The 20,852-nt window shown below is 43.3% G+C and carries 21 protein-coding genes and 1 pseudogene; 10 read left to right on the top strand and 12 right to left on the bottom strand.

Features of this window, described 5'->3' with window-relative positions:
• Nucleotides 1-24: 24 nt before the first annotated feature.
• From idi to HRT75_RS02195, 5 genes are read left to right on the top strand one after another with little or no spacing between them, the layout of a single operon-like run.
• Complete coding sequence (gene idi, locus HRT75_RS02215; RefSeq protein ID WP_291182375.1) at nt 25-543, top strand: isopentenyl-diphosphate Delta-isomerase; 519 nt, start codon at nt 25-27, stop codon at nt 541-543.
• Nucleotides 540-947: a 6-carboxytetrahydropterin synthase gene (locus HRT75_RS02210; RefSeq protein WP_291182374.1), complete on the top strand. Its 408-nt coding sequence runs from the start codon at nt 540-542 to the stop codon at nt 945-947. Before idi ends, HRT75_RS02210 begins: the two co-directional genes overlap by 4 nt.
• A 2-nt stretch (nt 948-949) precedes the next feature.
• Nucleotides 950-1,402, top strand: a complete 453-nt coding sequence (locus HRT75_RS02205) for a peroxiredoxin (RefSeq protein WP_291182373.1) — start codon at nt 950-952, stop codon at nt 1,400-1,402.
• A gap of 11 nt (nt 1,403-1,413) precedes the next feature.
• Nucleotides 1,414-2,394: a type I phosphomannose isomerase catalytic subunit gene (locus HRT75_RS02200; RefSeq protein WP_291182372.1), complete on the top strand. Its 981-nt coding sequence runs from the start codon at nt 1,414-1,416 to the stop codon at nt 2,392-2,394.
• A gap of 42 nt (nt 2,395-2,436) precedes the next feature.
• Complete coding sequence (locus HRT75_RS02195; protein WP_291182371.1) at nt 2,437-2,706, top strand: hypothetical protein; 270 nt, start codon at nt 2,437-2,439, stop codon at nt 2,704-2,706.
• Here HRT75_RS02195 and HRT75_RS02190 read toward each other — a convergent pair whose 3' ends face one another.
• From HRT75_RS02190 to HRT75_RS02165, 6 genes are all read right to left on the bottom strand, one after another.
• Nucleotides 2,707-3,426 carry a DUF4369 domain-containing protein gene (locus HRT75_RS02190; RefSeq protein WP_291182370.1) on the bottom strand — a complete coding sequence of 240 codons (720 nt, stop codon included), beginning with the start codon at nt 3,424-3,426 and terminating at the stop codon, nt 2,707-2,709.
• Between the two features lie 47 nt (nt 3,427-3,473).
• Nucleotides 3,474-4,808 (bottom strand): DUF819 family protein, encoded by a 1,335-nt coding sequence (locus HRT75_RS02185; RefSeq protein ID WP_291182369.1) that lies wholly within the window; start codon nt 4,806-4,808, stop codon nt 3,474-3,476.
• Between the two features lie 67 nt (nt 4,809-4,875).
• On the bottom strand, nt 4,876-5,049 hold the full coding sequence (locus HRT75_RS02180; protein WP_272832996.1) for an Arc family DNA binding domain-containing protein: 174 nt from the start codon (nt 5,047-5,049) through the stop codon (nt 4,876-4,878).
• Between the two features lie 2 nt (nt 5,050-5,051).
• On the bottom strand, nt 5,052-5,984 hold the full coding sequence (locus tag HRT75_RS02175; RefSeq protein ID WP_291182368.1) for an alpha/beta hydrolase: 933 nt from the start codon (nt 5,982-5,984) through the stop codon (nt 5,052-5,054).
• On the bottom strand, nt 5,971-6,483 hold the full coding sequence (locus HRT75_RS02170; protein ID WP_291182367.1) for a hypothetical protein: 513 nt from the start codon (nt 6,481-6,483) through the stop codon (nt 5,971-5,973). Before HRT75_RS02170 ends, HRT75_RS02175 begins: the two co-directional genes overlap by 14 nt.
• Before the next feature lies 1 nt (nt 6,484).
• A complete protein-coding gene (locus tag HRT75_RS02165; RefSeq protein WP_291182366.1) occupies nt 6,485-7,345 on the bottom strand; it encodes an SPFH domain-containing protein in 861 nt (286 codons plus the stop codon).
• Between the two features lie 261 nt (nt 7,346-7,606).
• On the opposite strand from HRT75_RS02165, the gene HRT75_RS02160 reads away from it, so the two are divergent.
• Entirely contained in the window at nt 7,607-7,996 is a 390-nt protein-coding gene (locus HRT75_RS02160; RefSeq protein WP_291182365.1) for a hypothetical protein, read from the top strand.
• Here the strand turns inward: HRT75_RS02160 and HRT75_RS02155 are convergent.
• The 3 genes from HRT75_RS02155 to htpG form a co-directional block, all read right to left on the bottom strand.
• Nucleotides 7,980-8,591, bottom strand: a complete 612-nt coding sequence (locus tag HRT75_RS02155; protein WP_291182364.1) for an alpha-ketoglutarate-dependent dioxygenase AlkB — start codon at nt 8,589-8,591, stop codon at nt 7,980-7,982. The genes HRT75_RS02160 and HRT75_RS02155 overlap by 17 nt on opposite strands.
• Complete coding sequence (locus tag HRT75_RS02150; RefSeq protein ID WP_291182363.1) at nt 8,584-8,940, bottom strand: DoxX family protein; 357 nt, start codon at nt 8,938-8,940, stop codon at nt 8,584-8,586. The genes HRT75_RS02155 and HRT75_RS02150 overlap by 8 nt, the downstream gene beginning before the upstream one ends.
• A 73-nt stretch (nt 8,941-9,013) precedes the next feature.
• Complete coding sequence (gene htpG, locus HRT75_RS02145; RefSeq protein WP_291182362.1) at nt 9,014-10,900, bottom strand: molecular chaperone HtpG; 1,887 nt, start codon at nt 10,898-10,900, stop codon at nt 9,014-9,016.
• 166 nt (nt 10,901-11,066) lie between these two features.
• Here htpG and HRT75_RS02140 point away from each other — a divergent pair, with 166 nt between their 5' ends.
• The gene (locus HRT75_RS02140; protein WP_291182361.1) at nt 11,067-11,720 is read left to right on the top strand and encodes a TetR family transcriptional regulator C-terminal domain-containing protein; all 654 of its coding nucleotides are present in this window, start codon (nt 11,067-11,069) and stop codon (nt 11,718-11,720) included.
• Nucleotides 11,721-11,758: 38 nt separating this feature from the next.
• Nucleotides 11,759-13,066: an AarF/UbiB family protein gene (locus HRT75_RS02135; protein ID WP_291182360.1), complete on the top strand. Its 1,308-nt coding sequence runs from the start codon at nt 11,759-11,761 to the stop codon at nt 13,064-13,066.
• A 54-nt stretch (nt 13,067-13,120) separates the two neighbouring features.
• Here HRT75_RS02135 and HRT75_RS02130 read toward each other — a convergent pair whose 3' ends face one another.
• Complete coding sequence (locus HRT75_RS02130) at nt 13,121-15,577, bottom strand: prolyl oligopeptidase family serine peptidase (protein WP_291182359.1); 2,457 nt, start codon at nt 15,575-15,577, stop codon at nt 13,121-13,123.
• Nucleotides 15,578-15,716: 139 nt separating this feature from the next.
• Here HRT75_RS02130 and HRT75_RS02125 point away from each other — a divergent pair, with 139 nt between their 5' ends.
• Nucleotides 15,717-16,727 (top strand): beta-ketoacyl-ACP synthase III, encoded by a 1,011-nt coding sequence (locus tag HRT75_RS02125; RefSeq protein ID WP_291182358.1) that lies wholly within the window; start codon nt 15,717-15,719, stop codon nt 16,725-16,727.
• Nucleotides 16,728-16,921: 194 nt separating this feature from the next.
• On the opposite strand, the gene HRT75_RS02120 is transcribed toward HRT75_RS02125, so the two are convergent.
• Nucleotides 16,922-19,363 carry a TonB-dependent receptor gene (locus HRT75_RS02120; RefSeq protein WP_291182357.1) on the bottom strand — a complete coding sequence of 814 codons (2,442 nt, stop codon included), beginning with the start codon at nt 19,361-19,363 and terminating at the stop codon, nt 16,922-16,924.
• Nucleotides 19,364-19,713: 350 nt separating this feature from the next.
• On the opposite strand from HRT75_RS02120, the gene HRT75_RS02115 reads away from it, so the two are divergent.
• A complete protein-coding gene (locus tag HRT75_RS02115) occupies nt 19,714-20,085 on the top strand; it encodes a CoA-binding protein (RefSeq protein ID WP_291182356.1) in 372 nt (123 codons plus the stop codon).
• On the opposite strand, the pseudogene HRT75_RS02110 reads toward HRT75_RS02115, so the two are convergent.
• Nucleotides 20,017-20,852 (bottom strand): annotated as a pseudogene (locus HRT75_RS02110) (sodium:solute symporter); the annotation flags it as partial. The gene HRT75_RS02115 and the pseudogene HRT75_RS02110 sit on opposite strands and share 69 nt — an antisense overlap.

The raw sequence follows: 20,852 nt of genomic DNA, 5'->3' as shown, positions 1-20,852 counted from the left end.
GTATTTTTGTACAAAAGCACTTGCATGAAAGAAGAAATGGTGGTTTTGGTAAATGAAAAGGACGAGCAGATCGGCCTGATGCCAAAAATGGAAGCCCATGAAAAAGCGGTACTGCACCGCGCGTTTTCCGTATTTGTATTTAACGATGCTGGAGAGCTAATGCTGCAGCAGCGGGCCTTGTCCAAATACCATTCTCCAGGTTTATGGACCAATACCTGTTGTTCTCACCAGCGTGAAGGAGAATCGAACCTAGAAGCTGGAGCGCGCAGATTGCAAGAGGAAATGGGTTTTGAAACTCCTTTGAAAGAGATGACTTGGTTCATTTACAAAGCGCCTTTTGACAACGGACTAACTGAGCATGAGTTAGACCATATAATGGTAGGCAAGTACAATGGAACCCCAGAGATCAATCCAGAAGAAGTGGAGGCTTGGAAATGGATGCCGCTAGAGGCTGTAAAACAAGATATTGAAGACCAGCCAGAGCTTTATACAGCTTGGTTTAAGATTATATTTGAAAAATATTATCAGTTCATCAGTCAATGAGTTTGACCGTTTACAGAAAAGCACATTTTAATGCGGCCCACAGATTGTATAATCCAGCTTGGGACGAGGCAAAGAATGCGGCGGTCTTTGGTAAATGCAACAATCCGCATTACCACGGTCACAATTATGAATTGGTTGTGGGTGTTACGGGAAATGTAGACCCAGAGACCGGATTTGTGATCAGCATAGAAAAACTTAAGGCGGTTATAAAATCGGAAGTAGAAGATGCTTACGATCACAAAAACCTCAACTTAGAGGTGACAGATTTTGCCAATCTGATCCCAACAGCAGAAAATATTGCGATTTGTATATACAATCGCCTAAGACCTCACATAAAATCAGACCTTGACCTAGAGGTGACCCTCTACGAGACCCCGAGAAACTACGTTACTTATTCCGGATAGTTATGGCTTTGAATATTGGTGATTCACTACCTGCATTTGAACTCAACGATCAAAATGGCAATACCTTTAACAGTGCCCAAGAATTAAAAGGGCAAGCCGCAGTTATTTATTTTTATCCTAAAAACTTTACACCGGGCTGTAATGCCGAGGCTTGCAGTTTTAGAGATCATTTTGAAGATTTCACCAACGCTGGTGTTCGTGTGATAGGTATCAGTGCGGATTCTGAATCCTCACACGCAAAATTTGCAAAACGTTTTAAATTGCCCTTTACGCTATTGGCCGATGGCAAAGGGAAGGTTCGTCGAATGTTTGACGTGAAAGGGAGTTTACTTGGTATCTTGCCTGGTAGAGAAACCTTTGTGTTTAATGCTGATGGCCAATTGATCAAGCGTTTTAAGGCTCTAGCAGCCGATCCGCACATCCGCATGGCACTTAGGGAGTTGAATAAATTATAACGATTTAAGCAATGGATGCACTGCCCCTTTACGCACTTAAATTCGATCCTATCCTCAAAGACAAGGTATGGGGAGGAACGAAACTGAAAACACATTTTGGAAAACAAACAGACCTGCCTAATGTAGGAGAAAGCTGGGAGCTCTCTGGAGTGCCCGGAAACATTTCCGTGGTCAACAACGGCCCTTTGGTTGGGCGTGATCTCAACAGCCTACTTAAAGAGTATCCGCATGAGATCCTCGGAAAGCGCTTGTATCAAATGCACGGTCCTGTTTTTCCTTTACTCTTTAAATTCATCGATGCTGCTTTGGACTTATCTGTTCAGGTTCACCCTGCAGATGAGTACGCGCAAAAACACCACGATTCCTTTGGAAAATCAGAGATGTGGTATATCATGCAAGCCGATGACGATGCAGATCTTATCGTAGATTTCAAAGAAAAGGTCAGCAAAGAACACTACGAGCAAGCCTTAGCAGATAAGGCCTTAGGAGACCTTCTGAACTTTCACAAAGTAAAAGCTGGTGACAGTTATTTTATCGAACCGGGAACCATTCACGCCATTTGTGGTGGAGTAATGGTTGCTGAGATCCAACAGACCTCTGATATAACCTACCGTGTTTATGATTGGGACCGTCCTGGAACTGATGGTAAAATGCGCGAGTTGCACAGGCAGCAGGCTTTAGATGTTTTGAATTTTGAGGCTCCTAACGATCAATATCTAAACTATGACAAAGCAGTAAATAGCAGTAATTCTGTTTGTGAATCTCCTTACTTTGATACGCGCTTCCTTCCTTTAAATGAAGAAAAGAGACACGATCTGAGCGATACAGATTCATTTGTGGTTTATATGTGTGTGAGCGGTCAAGCCACTATTGAGCTAGACGGTGTTTACACCGCCTTGATCAAAGGCCAAACTGCCATGGTGCCCGCGGCAGCCACAGAAATAGTTATTAAAACTGATGGTGTAGAACTTTTAGAGGTTCGTGTACCATAATGCGATCTAAAAGACTACTTTTACCCCACAAAATAAACTACTATGGCTAGTATAAGAGATTTAAAAAAGGATTTGAATTTCGTATTAGGAGATATCATCGAAGCCGTTTACGGCTGGGAATTGGAAAACCCTAAAGCGGATAACAAAAAATCAGAAGCCATTATTGACGAGGCGATCACAACCTTTGATGAATTGACAGTAAAGATCAATCAAAAGGATGTGGAGAATAAGAAGGCGCACTTCAATGCTATCTCTAAGGAATTAGAGGATCGTGGAAACGCCCTCTTAGATAAACTCGCTAAGCTTAAATAATTATTGATCGCCAGCGGCTTCTTGCTGCTGGTTGATCAAAGCGAATAGCTCTTTGCCGTAGGTTCCTGTTTTCACGCTGTCTTGTAAGGCATTATAAACGGTATCGAGGTAAGTATTCTTAGCTACTCGTACTTCATTCAAAACTACATAAGGAGATACGGCATAGGCCGTGTTGTTTTTAGCAAAGTTGATGGTTGCCAAATATTTGGATCTGACCAGCTGTACTTGCTGCGCTTCAATTGCTGCAGTAAGCGAATCGTTTTGATTTTTACCCGATTCGATCAAGGCTTTGATCAACTCCAAGTTTCGATCGGTAAAACGACTCATGCTTTGCTTGTATTCTTGCCATTTTTCGTGATTCGCTGAACCTTTGATCACAGCGGCACCTTGCAGGTTATTCAAACGTGTGTAAAGCTCAACGGTTCCCGGTTCCATAAAAATTGGGATGCGGGTATCGATAAGCTCGCTAGCATCGACTAAAACATGCACATAAAGTACTTCCGGACTATTCAGATTAGCTCCGAGGGTCAGTGGAGATTGCCCGTCAACCAAAACAGAATCCAATCGGATCAAGCTGCTGTCCTGTAGTCTTTCCAGATATACCGTTCCTTTGTTGAGGTCTTTGATATTGGCTACCAATACACTATTGGTTTCCGGAGTATCAGAACAACTCAGTAATCCAAGTCCGAACAAAAAAGCAGCGAGAATTCTAAAGCGCATAGTCTTAAATTATTTGCGGCAAATATCTGTAATTTTTAGCGTCCGTCCTAAGAGGCTGCTGCCAATTGCATTAAAAATGTACAAGCTACTGCACCTAAGGTTCCTATGGCGTATCCAAAGACCGCTAAGAGCACGCCTACAGTGGTAAGCGAGCTGTGAAATGCCGAAGCAACAATAGGGGCAGAGGCGGCTCCACCAACATTAGCCTGACTACCTACCGCTAAAAAGAAATACGGCGCCCGGATAAGTTTAGCCATTCCAATAAGGATACCGGCGTGAACGGCCATCCATACAAAACCAACCACAATAAGACCTGGGTTGTTAAAGATCAATCGCAGGTCCATTTTCATACCAATGGTCGCTACCAAAATGTAAATAAAAACACTTCCCATTTTACTGGCACCTGCACCTTCAAGATTTCGCGCTTTGGTATAGCTCAAAACCACCCCGATAAGCGTTGCAATGGTTACCATCCAAAAGAAGGAGCTTCCCAAGAAGGTAAAGACGTTCTTGGTGAGGCCTGTGAGTCCTTCAACCCAGCCCGAGAGCAGGCCGGCCATAATATCGCCTAACCAGTGGGAACAACCAACTGCACCAAAGGCAATTGCGCCTAAGATCATCAATTCACTCAAGGAAGGGTTGTGGCTCACCTTTTCCTGAAAGGCCGTCATTTTTTCTTTTAAAGACTCTATCGCAGAATTGTCTGCTTTGAGCCAGCGATCAATTTTTGCCGATTTACCAATACCCAGCAAAATCACCGCCATCCAAACGTTGGCTACCAAAATGTCTACAAAGACCATTTGGCCATAGAGTTTTTGATTGTATCCGTAGATCTCCAACATGGCACTTTGATTGGCGCCACCACCGATCCAGCTTCCTGCAAGGGTTGAAAGTCCGCGCCAAACTGCGTCTGCGCCTTCTCCACCCACAGTTTCGGGAGAAATACTTCCTACAATAAGCACGGCTAAAGGTCCGCCTAAAATAATCCCAACGGTTCCTGCCAAAAACATCCAAAGGGCTTTAGGACCTAGGTTAAACACGCCTTTGAGATCTAAGCTAAGTGTCATTAAAACCAAAGCTGCCGGCAAGAGATAACGGCTGGCCATATGATAGAGTGAGGAAGAACTTTCTGTTGCTGTACCGTCTGCAGCCACACTGGTCCATTCTGGAGCAATGATGCCCGTGGTAGTCAAAATGGCCGGTACAAAGTAGGCCATGAACAAGGCCGGAATGTATTTGTAGAATTTGGCCCAAGGCCCCTCTTTTTTGCTCGAGGTATAAAACACAAAGCCCAAGCAGAGCATGAGCAGTCCAAAAACAATTTTATCGTTGGTAAATAGCGGCGTAGTATCCTTTACCGCTTCGGAAAGAGCTAAGATCATTTAGTTGTTGTTTGCTGCAAAATACGATTTCCGCACGTAAAGCGGAAGCAGAATTTTTACAAGGCAATCAATCTTCAGACTCGTCTTTCTTCTTCGGCAGTCTTTTAGCCTCTTTGAGGACCTTATGGAGCATCCATTCGATCTGGCCATTGGTCGATCGAAACTCATCGGCTGCCCATTTTTCTACAGCCTTCATAAGGTCTTCATTGATTCGTAAAGCAAATGCCTTTTTCTTGGCCATGACTATTTTTTTACAAAGTCCACAATAATGGCGGTCAATTCAGTACTCAAGGGTTTCTCAGGATCATTGTAGGATTGCATATTCTCCAGTATTTCTCCTTCAATAGTTTTTAATATGTGATTCATGTTGGTGATCACTTCATAGCGCGCATCTGGCTTGGCTTTTGCCAAAATTTCAGCCTCACTCACCGCAACCTGAATGTCCTTGTCTCCATTGATAATTAATACAGGACAGCTCAGTTTGGCAATTTCTACTGCCGGGTCGTATTTCATCCAAGACAACATAAAAGGCTGCAATTCCTTTCTAAACAAAGAAGCGATAGCAGGGTTGAAATTCTCCGCAACACCTTTAGTCTTCATATCTTCAAAAGCTTGTTTAGCACTCTCACCCCAAGCCGGAGCTTGATTTTCCAATTGATCAATGATCACTTCATCTATGGTCTGCCCAGCACCTGCTAAAGAAATATAACCGTCTGCGCCTTGTTGCGCGGCCATCATGGCCACAAGCGAGCCTTGACTGTGTCCGGCTATATAGATTCGGCTGTATGCCTTAGTGTCTTGAAAGTAGGTCAAGACTGTCTTTGCATCGGCTACAAAATCATCAAAGGACAGTTCGGCTTCATTCAATTTGCCTTCGCGCAGCATGGGAAATATGCGCTTGTCGTATCGATAAGTCGCAATGCCAGCCTCGCTCAAACTTTCAGCAAACATGAGTAGAGAATTGTTCTTTAAATTCGATTGATTCCCGTCGCGATCCGTAGGTCCAGAGCCTTGGATCATAATAAGTAGAGGAACTTGAGAATTGTCGTCAGGGTGTAATAGCGTTCCCTCAATCAGCGGATTGATGTTGAGCTCTTCACTGATGAAATTTCCTTGCTGGGCTAAGGCCTGAGCGGTGAGAATTATGGAAAGTATGATGATCTTAATAAGCTTCATTTTGATCCTTTTTAGTGTAATAATTAATGACGGCTTCGGCCTCTTCTTTTTTACGGGTTCCGACAAGCACACGTTTGCCGTTTTTGAGTTCGATCTGAATCCCCAAGTTTCCGGAGACGTTGTAGGCCCTGCCCGTTGATTTGCTAAAACTCAGCCGATAACCCCAACCGCCGTACTCGCCAATAGGACTGTATTCACGGACGTATAAACTCTCAATCTCATCCCAAGACTTGCGGTTCATTTTGCCGGGAAGTGGCTCAAATCCGTAAGAGATCCCGTGCTCATCTATTCGCGTTTCTAGCCGTAGCAACACGAGCAGGTAAACGACCATCCCTAGAGTTAAGGCGATACAGCTGCTGATAATGATCAATGAGGAGGTGTCCACGTGATCCCATTCTGTTAGACTTAGTGCAGGCCAAAGGGTAACCAGTCCAACACTGATCAGTAATACTCGGAGCCAAGTCTGATTGAATTTTTGAGTTTCTACAAATACACGCATCTTAAGTGTTTAAAGTTCCGGTGTTCACAACAGGAGCTGCATCTTTGTCACCACAAAGGATCACCATCAGGTTGCTCACCATGGCTGCTTTGCGCTCTTCATCAAGTTCTACGACTTGTTTTTTGCTGAGCTCTTCTAAGGCCATTTCTACCATGCTCACAGCACCTTCAACGATCTTGTGACGGGCAGCAACAATCGCTGTAGCCTGCTGACGCTTTAACATCGCGGAGGCGATCTCATTGGCATAGGCCAAATAACCAATACGTGATTCAAGAACTTCAATCCCAGCAATAGCCAAACGATCGGTAAGCTCATTTTCTAAAGCTTGGTTCACCTCTTGGGTACTTGATCTTAAGGTGATCTCTTCTTCTAAACCTTCATCGGCAAAGTTGTCATAAGGATACATGCTGGCCAATTCACGCACAGCTGCATCGGTTTGAACGCGCACAAAGTGCTCATAATTATCTACATCAAAAGCAGCTTTATGAGTGTCTTGAACACGCCATACCAAAATGGTACTGATGTTTACAGGATTTCCCAGTTTGTCATTTACTTTAAGGCGCTCACTGTCAAAGTTTCTAGCGCGTAAAGAGATCTTTTTCTTAGAATAGAAGGGGTTGACCCAAAACAGTCCATTCTTTTTAATGGTCCCAACGTATTTCCCGAACAGCAACAGCACACGAGAACCGTTAGGATTGATCATAACAAATCCAGGTAACATAAAGAATCCTACAATAAGCAGTACAGCCATAAAAGGGCTGCGCAATGCTACAATGCCCGCAATGCCTCCAGCTATAGCAGCCAGGGTGATGAACAACATGATGTAGCCGTTCATAGGCACAATAATTTTTTCGTTTGTCATAGTGTTAGATTTAAAATGATATCAATATGATATAATAAAAGTATCACTTTTTTAAGTTTCGTTACACTATTTTCAAAAAATATTTTCTCGTGGCACTTGTTTTCGCGCATTTTATGACACAGCAAAACTCCATTCAACTGATCTGTCAAAATGGTTTTTGAAGATGTAAAAGGGCTGTGGAGAGAGTCTGCTTAGGCATGATTTTAAATGAGGTTTTCGCGTAAACTTTTCTAAGACTTTCTGCGTAATTTGCTTATACCCATGAAGCAACCTACGAACCTCACCACGTTTTTTCGCTTTGTGGCCGGAATATTAATTGGCGGACACGGAATCTACAGAATCCTCCTGCTGGAAAAATATACGGCCTTTGTAAGCGGTGAATTTGACAAGCTAATTCCTCCCGGAGCCTTGTCAGAAGCATTGATCATGATGTTTCCTTTCTTCGAATTCTTTGTCGGAGCTTTGATTGTGAGCAACTTGGTAATACGGGAAGCCTTGAATTTGGGAATTTACATCACACTCGTTATTATGGCGTTTCTACTCATAGGATCCCCGACCTTTCACATCTTTTATCATGTTGGGACCTTGGCTATTTTGATCTGGTTAAAGTCGGCCTATCGCGCTCTACAATGGACTAAATCAGAACTCTAAAGGTGAGATTTATTCTGGGGCCGACTTCTTTTTTTGTTTTTGGTATCTGATGTTGCCACAAATGCTGTGTAGCTCCTTGCATCAGCAAAAGGCTGCCGGAATCCAAAGTCAAACTATAGGTATTCTTTTTATTCGCCTTTTCTCGAAACCTGAAATTTCTACTCGCCCCAAAACTCAAACTGGCTATGACAGGATTTACGCCTAGTTCCTTTTCATCATCCGCATGCCAGCCGTTGGAATCATTCCCATCTCGATAGAGATTGAGCAAAACTGTGGTAAAATCTACTTCACAGACCTCCTTGAGTTTATCTTTTAGCATCAATAACAAAGAGGTAAAGGGCTTTGGATGCATGGTGATGTTGGAGTAGGAATAGGGTTGCTCGTTCTTGGCGTATAGCGCAGTAAGTCTGGGTTGAGCATACACTTTGCCGAATACCTTTATATCATCTTGTTGCCATGGAGTCTGTTCCAGCAGTTGATTAAATATAGATTCTGCCTGGGCTGCATTTATAAAATTGGGATAATAGATTGCCTCAGCACCATTGAGCGGGAGCTTTACAGGCTGCGGATTTATTTCGCTAAACAGATCAGACATACTGCCAAGCCCAATACATCAAACCAAACTGCAAGGGTATTCTTAAGATTAAAACCCATACCGGTAACTTCATACGTGCTTCTTTTTCTTGTAGCATATAAATATGAACAGGAAGAAAGAGAATAAGCAATACGATGATTCCCCAAGCAGCAACTTGGGTGGTACCATCACTGCTAATGAGCATAAGACCAAAGACCATTTCTAGCATGCCACTTACAATGATCAGTGTATCGTGTGCAGGCAGGTAAGGCGGCATGATTTTTTTGTAGATCTGCGGCCATTTGAAATGAGTGGCACCGCCCGCAAGAAAAATAACAGCCAGTAAATATTGATGCCAGGGAAAATTCATGTGTCTTTTTTTGCGTCTTTAAAATTACAAAAAAAGCCGCCCGTTAAGGCGGCTTATCTCAATTTGAAATTTACTATTTGATCATGTCGTAACTGCGTTTTATAAACTCAGTAAGTGCTTCACCTTTCAATAGGTTCTGAGAGAGTTTGGCCAAGTCAAGGGCTTGATTGATCAAGCGCTCTTTCTTTTTCTGGGTCTTGGTCTCTAAAATTTGCCCGATCAACTCGTGATTGGTATTGACTACCAAATTGTACATCTCTGGCATATTGCCCATCCCGAACATACCTCCACCAGTTTGCTGCATTTCTTTCATGCGGCGCATAAATTCTGGTTGCGTGATCACAAAAGGATTGGCCTCGGAGTCCATCGCTTCTAGTTGAACACTAAACTTGTCTTGAGGAATCACCTCAGTTAGCAAGCCAGAAAGCGTCTCTTTTTGCTCGTCAGAAAGTTTAGAAATGGTCGTGTCATCCTTTTTAATGAGGTTGTCGATATGATCTCCATCCACACGCACAAAAGAGGTGTTCTCAAACTTAGATTCGAGTTTTTGAATCAAGTGCGCCACAATTGGAGAGTCCAATAGCAGTACTTCGTAACCTTTGGCCTTCGCCGTTTCAATATAAGCGTGTTGCGCTTCTTGATCTGAGGCGTAAAGCACTACCAGTTTGTCGTCTTTGTCGGTCTGATTGGCTTTGATCTTCTCTTTGATTTCTTCAAAGGTGTAGTAAGTGCCATCTACTGTTGGATAGAGTGCAAATTCCTGGGCTTTGTCATAAAACTTATCCTCAGAGAGCATTCCGTACTCAATTACGATCTTGATGTCGTTCCATTTTTGCTCAAAAGCCTCGCGATCGTTTTTAAAGAGCGACTTGAGTTTGTCTGCTACTTTACGAGTGATATAGCTGGAAATCTTCTTTACAGCGCCATCGGCTTGCAAATAGCTGCGAGAAACATTCAATGGAATGTCTGGTGAATCAATCACTCCGCGCAACATGGTCAAGAATTCAGGTACAATTCCCTCTACATTGTCGGTCACAAACACTTGGTTTTGGTACAACTGAATGCGATCCTTTTGCATATTGAGATCGTTGCTCAATTTTGGGAAATACAAGATTCCCGTCAAATTGAACGGATAGTCTACGTTGAGGTGTATGTGAAAGAGCGGTTGCTCAAATTGCATCGGGTACATTTCACGGTAGAAATCTGCATAATCCTTTTCTTCCAGATCAGCTGGTGCTTTAGTCCAGGCTGGGTTTGGATTGTTGACAATACGATCAACTTCTACTGTTTCTGGTTTTGCGTCCTCGGCAGCGTCTTCTGGCAAAGGAAGCGTCTCTGTTTTGGTTCCGAATTTGATCGGAATCGGCATGAACTTGTTGTATTTGGTCAACAGTTCCATAATGCGTCCTTCTTCTAAGAATTCGGTGGAATCCTCAGCTATGTGCAAAATGATCTCCGTTCCGCGATCCGTTTTGTCATGTGCTTCTAGGGTGTACTGTGGAGAACCATCACAAGTCCAGTGGGCTGCAGGCTCATCTTTGAACGACTTGGTAATGATCTCTACCTTATCAGCAACCATAAAGGCCGAGTAGAATCCCAATCCGAAGTGACCGATAATCCCAGCTTCTTCACCTTCTTGATCTTTGTACTTTTCAATGAACTCTTCTGCTCCTGAAAAGGCGATCTGGTTAATGTATTTTTCAACCTCCTCTGCGCTCATTCCAATTCCTTGGTCAATGATGCGCAATTGGTTGGCGTCCTTATCGGCAATGATCTCGATTTGCGGATTGCCGTATTCTACCTTGGCTTCTCCAATAGAAGTCAAGTGTTTGAGTTTCAAAGTTGCATCTGTCGCGTTAGAGATCAATTCGCGTAAAAAGATCTCGTGATCGCTGTAGAGGAACTTTTTGATCAATGGAAAAATATTTTCTACTGATACGTTGATATTTCCGGTGCTCATAGTGTAGCGTTTTTCATTTTTTGACGACATACCAATGAGCAAATAAAATACCAAGCCGCTCTAGGCTGACAGCTTGTCATCAGCTGCCAAGATTTATCCTTAAATTTTGTTTAAAGTATTTTATTAAAGATTAAACATTTATTAAATTTGTACAAATTATCCACCCATGACTGCAAAGAAGAAAACCCTTACGGCCAACGAGATTACCACCAAGTATATGGAGTATGTGATGGAACACGAGCACGAGCCTGTTTCTGTCTTTAAATTTTGCAAGCACGAGGACATTCCGGAAGACCAATTCTACACGGTAGCTGGTTCTTTTGAATCCTTGCGCAAGTCAATCTGGAAGCAATTCTTTGACAACGCCCACGAGGTGATGCTCAAGGCTGACGGTTACGAAGCCCTTAGTGCAAAAGATAAGATGCTCACCATGTACTACACCCTCTTTGAGGTATTGACTGCCAACCGCAGTTATGTGCTTTACAGCCTCAAAGGGAAGAAGGATAAAATGAAATCATTAAAGGAGCTCAGCGAAATGCGCAAAGCCATCAAAGAGTTCTCTGGAGCATTGATCCAAGAGACGAATGATGAAAAGCAATTGCGGATCCTTAAACACCCGGTATCTATCTTTTCAGAAGGAGCTTGGGTACAGACGCTGTTCTTGTTGAAGTATTGGATGGATGACAACTCTCCAGGCTTTGAAAAGACCGATGTGGCTATTGAAAAGTCCGTGCGCGTGATCTTTGACGTATTTGAGACCACACCGCTGGAAAGCATTATCGACTTCGGCAAATTCCTCTGGAAGGAAAAAATGGCCTAAACGCTTGTGAACTGAACACAAACAAAATCCTACAATCAATGAAGACCATAGATAAGATCCCTACCAATAAATTACAGCGCGCCTCAAAGCTGGTAACCACGGGGGTCAAGGTTGGAGGCAACTATCTGAAGTATTATGGCGAAAAGCTCGTCAACCCAGAGCTTACCAAAGACAAGCTCAATGAAGACAATGCTGCAGATATCTACGACGGATTAAAACAACTCAAAGGAAGCGCTTTAAAAGTTGCGCAAATGTTGAGTATGGAAAAGAGTATTTTACCACGTGCTTATGTGGAAAAATTCTCCTTAGCGCAATTTTCTGTTCCGCCTTTATCAGCTCCATTGGTACGCAAGACCTTTAAGCGTTACTTTGGAGAATATCCAGAGACGCTGTACGATAACTTCAACGCTGAATCTGTAGCTGCAGCCTCTATTGGGCAAGTGCATAAGGCAGAGAAGGACGGAAAAGAACTTGCGGTTAAGATCCAATATCCTGGAGTTGCAGACAGTATCAGCTCTGATCTGGCTTTGGTAAAACCCGTCGCGATCAAAATGTTCAATCTCAAAGGCAAGGACTCTGCTAAATATTTTAAAGAGGTAGAGGAGAAACTCTTGGAAGAGACGGACTATGTTCTTGAGGTAAAGCAGAGTTTGGATATTTCTGAAGCCTGCGGACATATTGACAATCTGCGCTTCCCGAATTATTATCCGGAGCTTTCTAATGAGCGTATCATTACCATGGATTTCATGAACGGCAAGCACCTCAGTGAATTTGCTGCTCAAAATACGGATCAGGAACTGGCAGATAAACTCGGGCAAACCCTTTGGGACTTTTATATGTTCCAAATGCACCAGCTCAAAGCGGTGCACGCCGATCCACATCCAGGGAACTTCCTAGTGAATGAGGCCGGTGAATTGATCGCCATTGACTTTGGCTGTATTAAAAAGGTTCCAGAAGAATTCTATACGCCTTACTTCCAATTGGCAGAACCTGGCGCTATTGCCAATGAGGAATTCTTCGCTCAAAAACTAGAAGAATTAGAGATCATTAAAGACACGGACACTGCAGACGAGCGCGTTTTCTTTACGGAGCTCTTTAAAGAAATGCTGAGTTTGTTCACGCAGCCTTTCCATCAGGAGGTCTTTGATTTCTCTGACGAGCAGTTCTTTGGTAAGATTGCCGAGTTGGGTGAGAAGTACTCTAAGGATACAGATTTACGAAAAATGAACGGTAACAGAGGTTCCAAGCACTTCTTGTACATCAATAGAACCTTTTTTGGACTCTATAATTTGCTGAACGATCTTGGATCTAAAGTCCGTATAAACAACTTCAAGGCTTTTGCGTAAGCTGATTTAAACTACGCAAAAGCCTTGAGGCTTGTTTTTATTATTTACCCTTATTTAATTCTTAAAACTCTCTGAGCTCGTATTGAGTTCTTGAGATTTTCTATTCTTCACATAGGTTTCTAACCAAGTGTCTTGCTCCCAAAGCAGGTGCATGATACTTTCCTTAGCGCGATACCCATGAGATTCTTTGGGTAGCATGACCAAGCGTGCAGTCGCTCCTAGTCCTTTCAAGGCGTTAAAATAACGTTCACTTTGCAGTGGATAGGTTCCGGAGTTGTTATCAGCCTCCCCATGTACTAACAAGAGCGGCGTTTTCATTTTATCGGCATGCATGAACGGAGACATGGTGTAGTAGGTCTCCGGAGAATCCCAGTAGCTGCGTTGCTCACTTTGAAAACCAAACGGCGTTAGGGTTCTGTTGTAAGCTCCAGAACGCGCAATACCAGCCGCAAACAGATCGGAATGACTCAACAGATTCGCCACCATAAAGGCACCGTAACTGTGTCCGCCTACACCCACACGAGTTCTGTCAATATAGCCCATAGCATCCACGGCGTCAATAGCTGCTTTGGCATTGGCTACCAACTGCGGTCTAAAAGTGTCGTTAGGCTCCTGATCACCTTCACCCACAATAGGGAAGGCGGCATCATCCAAGACCACATAACCACGAGTCACCCAATAGATAGGCGAGCCATAATAAGGATAAATGAATTCATTTGGGTTGGTGGTGCTTTGAGAAGCGCTGCTCTTGTCTTTGTATTCTCTTGGATAGGCCCAAAGGATCATTGGCATTTTTTCCTTCTTGTCTTTGTCATAGCCAATAGGCAAGTAAAGGGTTCCTTCAAGGTCTAAGCCATCATCACGCTTATAGGTGATCACTTCTTTGTGAACGCCTTGTAAGCTTTTAAACGGATTCTCGAAAGAGGTCAAAGGTCTTAGAGAATTCTTCTTTTTAATGTTTCTGATGTAATAATTCGGATATTCCGTTTGCCCTTCGATACGCACCAGGATCTCTCCTTTTTTCATATCGATGGCAGAGTACAGATTCTCCAGTCTGTCGGTGTATTCAGACTGATACAGTCGCTTGGTCTTTTGTGAGGCTAGATCCATTTGATCCACAAAAGGGAACTGTCCTTCTGAAGTATAACCTGCGCCCATCAAATAGAGACTGCCTTTGTCAATAACCAAGGTATTCCAGCCCATTTCGTTTTTGCTCATCACAAACTGCCCTGGATCACTGTATTGATCCTGATAGTTTCTGTCTGTGATCACCTTAGGGTCCATATTGGGTTTAGACGGATTGAACAAATACGTCTTGGTGTTTCTGGTGTTCCACCAGTAGTCATAAAGTATGGCCGTTTTGTCATCGCCCCAACTAATGCCACTATAACGGTTGATGGTCTTAGTCACCATTTCTTTGCTTCCTGTAAAAGGAGCTGCCAACTGGTACACATAATCGCGATAAGGAACCTCAATAGCAGGGTCTCCTTCATCTTGAGCTTCTGCCCAATAGAGTGTGTTTGGTTTGTCGGCACGCCAGTTCAAATTGCGCTTGCCTTTGCGTGTCGCCATAAAACCTTTGGGTTGAACTTCGTTTAGTGGTACGTCATTTACTGTGGCCACAAAGTTTCCATCGGTAGTGTAAACCGTCTCGTCATAAGGGAATCGGCTGTAAGGCACTATGTATGAGAATGGCTTTTTGATCTTGGTGATCTTGATGTATTTACCATCCGGAGAAAAACTCATTCCGCGATACATTGCCGCTGGCAAGAAGTTGCTCACTTGTCCATTTAAGCTCACTTTTTTGATCTCAGAGATGGCTAACTGCTCAAAGTTGTGCTCGTCATTCGGGTTTTTAAGTAGATCCTGATAGGTTCTGTTTTGTGCTTTGGCACCGTCGCTTACAGAAATGGTCGGTCCGGTTGGTACCGCTTCTGCAACATTAATAAGTGCTTTTCTGTTTTTTGGGAGCATTTTTACCAAAAGTGCATCTCCCGCTTTAAACCAGCGAATGGCTCCACCCATATTGGCATTGACGCCCGCATCGGTCAATTTGGTCACCTTAGCAGCAGCAATGTCCAAAACCCATACTTCAACGCCTTTGTCTGTAGTATTTAGACAAGCGATCTTGCTTTCATCCGGAGACCAACTAAAACCACTTAAACGCGGATTGGCAGGCAAGCCGCTTACTTGAGTAGCGTCAGTATCTTCAGTGCGTTTTACCTTTAAGTTGTTGTAAAATGTGGTGCGGCTTCCAATGTTCGTATTTGGATTGATCCGCAGTCCGCCCAAGCGCATTTCTGGGGCAGAGAGTTCTGCAATGCTTTTAAAAGCATCTCTATAGATCAGTACGGCAAATTCTCCTTTAGAGTCGATTTGAACTGCCGGAGCTAAAGGAGCGTCAACGAGATCTAGAATTTCTTGTGGTGGTTGTTGGTATTCCAGGTTTTCCTGTGCCTGCCCATAGCCAAAGCTCAGCAGCAGTAAGAGTAGTAATAACTTGTTTTGCATGGTTGTGATTTTTGATAAAAAGGTAGTTAAAAATTTAGGTAAAGCGATGTTAAAACTTCTTATGCATGCATAGCAGTTAAGTGCTTGGTATTGGGGTCTCAACGCGAATAGCCGTATCTTTACAGACTAATTTTCATTTATGTATACATCACGAATCTCCGGCTTGGGTTTCTACGTTCCTGAGCATGTGGTAACCAATGACGATCTTTCTAAAGTAATGGACACCAACGACGCCTGGATCCAAGAACGAACAGGTATCAAAGAGCGTCGACATATTCTTCCTGGTGATGGTAACACCACCAGTGTCATGGGAACCAAAGCGGCCCGCATTGCAATCGAGCGTGCAGAAATCGATCCCAATGATATAGAACTGATCATCTTTGCCACTTTGAGTCCAGATATGTATTTCCCTGGAGGCGGAGTTCAAGTGCAAGATCAGTTGGGAATTGGAACCGTACCGGCCTTAGATGTTCGCAACCAGTGTAGTGGATTCGTTTATGCACTTTCTACGGCAGATCAGTACATCAAAACCGGAATGTATAAAAATGTGCTCGTGATCGGTAGTGAGAACCACAGTGGTGGATTGGATATGACCACGCGTGGACGTGGGGTATCTGTGATCTTTGGTGATGGTGCTGGAGCTGCTGTTGTATCTAGAAATGAAACCGGAACAGGAGGGATCCTTTCCACACACCTGCATTCTGAAGGAAAACACAAAGATGAATTGGCATTACAAGGACCGAGTACGGGTTACTGGGTGCCACAGATTCTTGAAGAGAATCCACAGGAAGACATTCCTTACTTCCCTTATATGAATGGACAGTTCGTGTTTAAAAACGCCGTTGTTCGTTTTTCGGAGGTGATCCAAGAAGGTTTAAAGGCCAATGGGCTAGGCGTAGATGATATTGCTATGCTCATTCCACATCAGGCCAATTTGCGTATCTCTCAATTCATTCAAAAGAAATTCGGACTTGCAGACGAGCAGGTATTCAACAATATTCAGAAATACGGAAACACTACTGCGGCTTCTATTCCAATTGCTTTGACAGAGGCATGGGAAGCCGGAAAGATCAAATCCGGAGACCTTGTGGTCTTGGCTGCCTTTGGTAGTGGATTCACTTGGGGAAGTGCCATTATTCGTTGGGCATAATTTGAACTCCCATATAAAATCGAAAACGCCCTCCAAAGAGGGCGTTTCTATTTTTGCTTCACGGGTTCTAATACTTAAATGGCTAATTCAAATAAATTATAAACCTTGCTAGTGAGTACTTATATAGACTCATAAACGGTGCCAATGTTTCATTTCATTTATGAGTTTAACGTTTTTATAACAGAATCAAGCAGTTAGAAGATACCTCCGCTGCCTTCTTTCTCGTCATTATCACGTCTTTTACGTGACTTTGCACGGTACTTTCCTCCGCCAAAACGGTAGTTAAGTCCCACAAAGACCGTATTGCTTTCCCAGTTGAACTGGCCTTGCTGCAAGAAAGGATTGTCTCCCACAAACTTAAAGCGCATGCTGTTAAAGATGTCGTTATAGTTTAAGCTGAAGGTACCTTGTCCGTCCCAAAGAGATACGCGAGCACCAAGGTTTACCATAACCATAGGATCTACCTCAAACTGAATGTTCTTGTTCTTTCCACGATACATACCAAAAGCGGTAAAGGTTACAGTCTTGGTCACTTTAAAGTTGTTGATCATTCTAAAGTTATAAGCCGTATTGGTAACCTCTACAGTATTGGTTTCAATATTGGCCGCCGTTGGGTTTTCAATACTGCTGTCGATTTGCTCGGTGATCCCTTTTTGTTGTTGGGAGAACAGATCAAAACTCGCGTTGAAATTCCACCATTTCGTTGGGCGGTAATTACTCGATACCTCAAAACCGTAAGCCGTGGTGTTGCTAAAGTTGTCAAAGGTCAAGATTACTTTGTTAACGTCCGTGCGGTCAATGAAAACTGCTCGGTTGATCTCGTCCTCAATGATTCTATAAAACACACCCGCGGTAATAGATCCTTTTCCAATATTACGCGTATAGTTCGTCTCAAAAGAGTTGGTGAACTGAGGCTCCAAAGTGGTATTACCAAAAGAGGAGATCAGTGGCGTGCTCCATTCACGGATTGGGTTTACTTGCCCAACACCAGGACGGTCCACACGACGGCTGTAGCTCACTTGGAATTGATTCTTCTCGGAAGGCGAATAGGTCACAAAGGCAGAAGGATACAACTGCACATAATCATTGGTAAAGGCTCTTACGCTGTTGGTATCCGCGCGAACCTCTACAGTTTCTGCGCGTGCACCTAGTTGCCAGCTCCATTTTTCGTAGTTCTTTCCAAGACTTACGTAAGCGGAATAAATATCTCGAGAATATTCAAAGACCGTGCTCGGGGTATCGATCAGATCGCCGTTGGCATTTAAGGTCTGTCCCGTGGAACTGTAATCGATGTCTGTATTGAACAGCCGGGCTTGCAGTCCAGCCTCCAACTTCATGCTTTCGCTCAATGGATTGGTGTAGTCCAAGTTTACCGTCAGACGGCTGCGCTCGGTATCCACAAAGTCCATGTAATCTTCCGTGGGACTGTTACCGCGGAATCTAAAATTAGCGTCCTCGTCGCTTTCAAAATCGTTGAAGTCGGCTTCTAATTCAATATTGTGACCTTCTTTAGCAAAGTCCAATTTATAGTTGAAGTTGTACTGCTGACTCATATTGTCAATGGCGTTGTCAAAGAGTTGACTCTGATCCAAACTCGGGTCGTCCAAGAAAAAGATGTTCGTAGTTCCATCCACTCCACCGTCAAATAAATTCTGATTGGTAAAGAAGGATAGGGTATTCTTATCATTCAAATACACATCCACACCTACCTTAAAGAGGTTGGATTTGTTGTTGTCTAAGAAGTTGAACTGCTGATCAGAATTGTCGTTCGGTCTAAAGACGTTTCCGAAGTTCTCATTCTTGGAATAATTCCCTCCGTAGCTACCGTAAAGGTTAAACTTTCCGTTTCTGTAGTTGAGGTTGACACCCGTATTGAATTTAGCCTGACGCTGATAGGTCAGACCTACATTGATGTCTCCGTTGAAACCGATCAAAGCGTTCTTCTTCAATACAATATTGATGATCCCGCTCATTCCTTCTGGATTGTACTTTGCAGACGGATTTGTGATCAGCTCGATCTTTTCAATAGAGGTCGAAGGGATCTGGCGCAACAACTGGGCTGCAGGCACATTGGTCAATTTACCGTCTACCATCACTTGTACGTTTTGGTTTCCGCGTAAGGCAATAGCACCAGTTTGTTGGTCTACGCTCACGGAAGGTAAATTGTTCATAATGTCTGAAGCAGTTGGTCCTGCGGTGGTCAAGTCTTTACCCACAGTGATCACTTTCCTGTCGAGCTTTTGCTCAATGGTAGTGCGCTCTGCGGTCACGACAACTTCATCTAAGGACTCTACGTCTTCTTCCAGGTCTACGCGCCCTAGATCAACCTTTCGGTTGGATCTGGAGATCTCAATTTGTTTGACGTAATTCTTGTACCCTATATATTGGATATCGACCTTAATCTTCCCTACAGGAATATCTTTGATCTCAAATTGTCCATTATCATCGGTGATGCCCCCGGTAATCACTTGGCCGTTCATGTCCATAATGGCCACGGTCACATAGGGGATAGGTTCTTGAAGGTTCTTATCGTACACTACTCCGCTGATAGTCCCAATCTTTTCTGTGTCTGGATTAGGGTTGGAATAGGCAAATAGGGGTAGGCATAGCAATAGCCATACTGCTAACTGTTTCATTTTTCGATTGTTTGATTGATGATGAATTTCACAACCCTTTCTAGCAGGCCTTCGCCAGAAAAAGTTATGTCAATAAGACTGCCCAGATTAATTCTTGTTACAAGAAATTTTCATTTTAACATTTATTATGCAAAAGGCCTTAAAAAGAACAAACCCGGTCTTGAGAAAGACCGGGTCTGAGACCTTACTGCAATAATTAACACTAACCATCAACGTAAAAAATTGTAGCAGTAAGAAAGAAATATTTCTATTCTATAGACGGAGTAGAAAGGCAGGTGTTACAGATAATTTCAATTTTAACGTTGTTTTATGTTAATTTTGAAAGAGGCGCCCAGCCTGCAAAGAACCTTATGGAAACAGCAAAGAATACAACTTTGGTTTTGGGAGCGAGTTTAAGATCGAATCGCTATTCCTATTATGCTATTGAGCGTTTAGTGGCTCATGATCAGCCGGTTGTAGCCATTGGGCTTAGAGCGGGAACAGTAGCTGGAATTCCAATTGAAACTACCCTAATGCCTTTTGAAGGAATGGATACAGTAACCCTCTATTTGAACCCGCAGCGACAACGACAGTACTACGATTATATCATTGGCTTAAAACCGAGACGGGTGATTTTTAACCCGGGAACGGAGAATCTTGAATTTGAAAATAAGTTACGCGCTAACGGCATTCTGGCCGACCGTGCCTGTACGCTCGTCCTTCTCAGTACGAATCAATATTAAGCCTAATAAAGTCAAGGCTCCGTTTAGAATAAGAATGAAGAATCCCCATTCAAAGTTTAAGTAGGCAGCAGATGCCCAACTAATGGCGTATCCCAAAAAGGGAGTGAGCACAGCAATGATGGGAACCAAATGATCCTTGACCTTCCAATTGGAGAACAACCCAAATGCATACAGACCTAACAAAGGTCCGTAGGTATAACCTGCATAAGTCAATAGTTTAGTAATCACACTTTCATCTGCTATTAGATATTTAAAGCCGATGATCACAAGTAGCAGTACAAAAGACATGGCTACGTGAACGCGTTTGCGAATCCTTTTGGCCTCTGCTTCTGATTTGTTTTCTTCGATATTTAGAATGTCAATGCTAAAACTAGTGGTCAAAGAGGTCAAGGCACTATCTGCACTAGAATAGGCTGCTGCAATAAGTCCCAACATAAACAGCGCTGCTATACCAATACCCAAGCCCGATTCAACCGCTACGGTAGGGAAGAGTTGATCCCGCACTGCGTCAATACCATTGTTCTGCGCGTAAATGGTAAGCAGCAGGCCAAGCGCTAAAAAGATAAAGTTGACCACAGTGAGTACCACGGTAAACCAGAACATGTTCTTTTGTGCATCGCCAATATTTTTACAAGTGAGGTTCTTTTGCATCATGTCTTGATCCAAGCCCGTCATTACAATAGTGAGAAACATACCACTGAGGAAGTTTTTCAGGAAGAAGTTCCCTGCTTTCCAATCGTCAAAGAAGAAAATTTGAGAATACTGAG

Origin of the sequence: Gilvibacter sp. (assembly GCF_013214815.1) — a bacterium.
In the GTDB taxonomy this organism is placed as follows: domain Bacteria; phylum Bacteroidota; class Bacteroidia; order Flavobacteriales; family Flavobacteriaceae; genus Gilvibacter.
Note: the sequence above shows the minus strand (reverse complement) of the source record. Positions and strands in the feature narration are given on the sequence as shown.

Coding starts and splice junctions, on each gene's coding strand:
- idi (WP_291182375.1), top strand. CDS start 25: ATGAAAGAAGAAATGGTGGTTTTGGTAAATGAAAAGGACGAGCAGATC.
- HRT75_RS02210 (WP_291182374.1), top strand. CDS start 540: ATGAGTTTGACCGTTTACAGAAAAGCACATTTTAATGCGGCCCACAGA.
- HRT75_RS02205 (WP_291182373.1), top strand. CDS start 950: ATGGCTTTGAATATTGGTGATTCACTACCTGCATTTGAACTCAACGAT.
- HRT75_RS02200 (WP_291182372.1), top strand. CDS start 1,414: ATGGATGCACTGCCCCTTTACGCACTTAAATTCGATCCTATCCTCAAA.
- HRT75_RS02195 (WP_291182371.1), top strand. CDS start 2,437: ATGGCTAGTATAAGAGATTTAAAAAAGGATTTGAATTTCGTATTAGGA.
- HRT75_RS02190 (WP_291182370.1), bottom strand. CDS start 3,426: ATGCGCTTTAGAATTCTCGCTGCTTTTTTGTTCGGACTTGGATTACTG.
- HRT75_RS02185 (WP_291182369.1), bottom strand. CDS start 4,808: ATGATCTTAGCTCTTTCCGAAGCGGTAAAGGATACTACGCCGCTATTT.
- HRT75_RS02180 (WP_272832996.1), bottom strand. CDS start 5,049: ATGGCCAAGAAAAAGGCATTTGCTTTACGAATCAATGAAGACCTTATG.
- HRT75_RS02175 (WP_291182368.1), bottom strand. CDS start 5,984: ATGAAGCTTATTAAGATCATCATACTTTCCATAATTCTCACCGCTCAG.
- HRT75_RS02170 (WP_291182367.1), bottom strand. CDS start 6,483: ATGCGTGTATTTGTAGAAACTCAAAAATTCAATCAGACTTGGCTCCGA.
- HRT75_RS02165 (WP_291182366.1), bottom strand. CDS start 7,345: ATGACAAACGAAAAAATTATTGTGCCTATGAACGGCTACATCATGTTG.
- HRT75_RS02160 (WP_291182365.1), top strand. CDS start 7,607: ATGAAGCAACCTACGAACCTCACCACGTTTTTTCGCTTTGTGGCCGGA.
- HRT75_RS02155 (WP_291182364.1), bottom strand. CDS start 8,591: ATGTCTGATCTGTTTAGCGAAATAAATCCGCAGCCTGTAAAGCTCCCG.
- HRT75_RS02150 (WP_291182363.1), bottom strand. CDS start 8,940: ATGAATTTTCCCTGGCATCAATATTTACTGGCTGTTATTTTTCTTGCG.
- htpG (WP_291182362.1), bottom strand. CDS start 10,900: ATGAGCACCGGAAATATCAACGTATCAGTAGAAAATATTTTTCCATTG.
- HRT75_RS02140 (WP_291182361.1), top strand. CDS start 11,067: ATGACTGCAAAGAAGAAAACCCTTACGGCCAACGAGATTACCACCAAG.
- HRT75_RS02135 (WP_291182360.1), top strand. CDS start 11,759: ATGAAGACCATAGATAAGATCCCTACCAATAAATTACAGCGCGCCTCA.
- HRT75_RS02130 (WP_291182359.1), bottom strand. CDS start 15,577: ATGCAAAACAAGTTATTACTACTCTTACTGCTGCTGAGCTTTGGCTAT.
- HRT75_RS02125 (WP_291182358.1), top strand. CDS start 15,717: ATGTATACATCACGAATCTCCGGCTTGGGTTTCTACGTTCCTGAGCAT.
- HRT75_RS02120 (WP_291182357.1), bottom strand. CDS start 19,363: ATGAAACAGTTAGCAGTATGGCTATTGCTATGCCTACCCCTATTTGCC.
- HRT75_RS02115 (WP_291182356.1), top strand. CDS start 19,714: ATGGAAACAGCAAAGAATACAACTTTGGTTTTGGGAGCGAGTTTAAGA.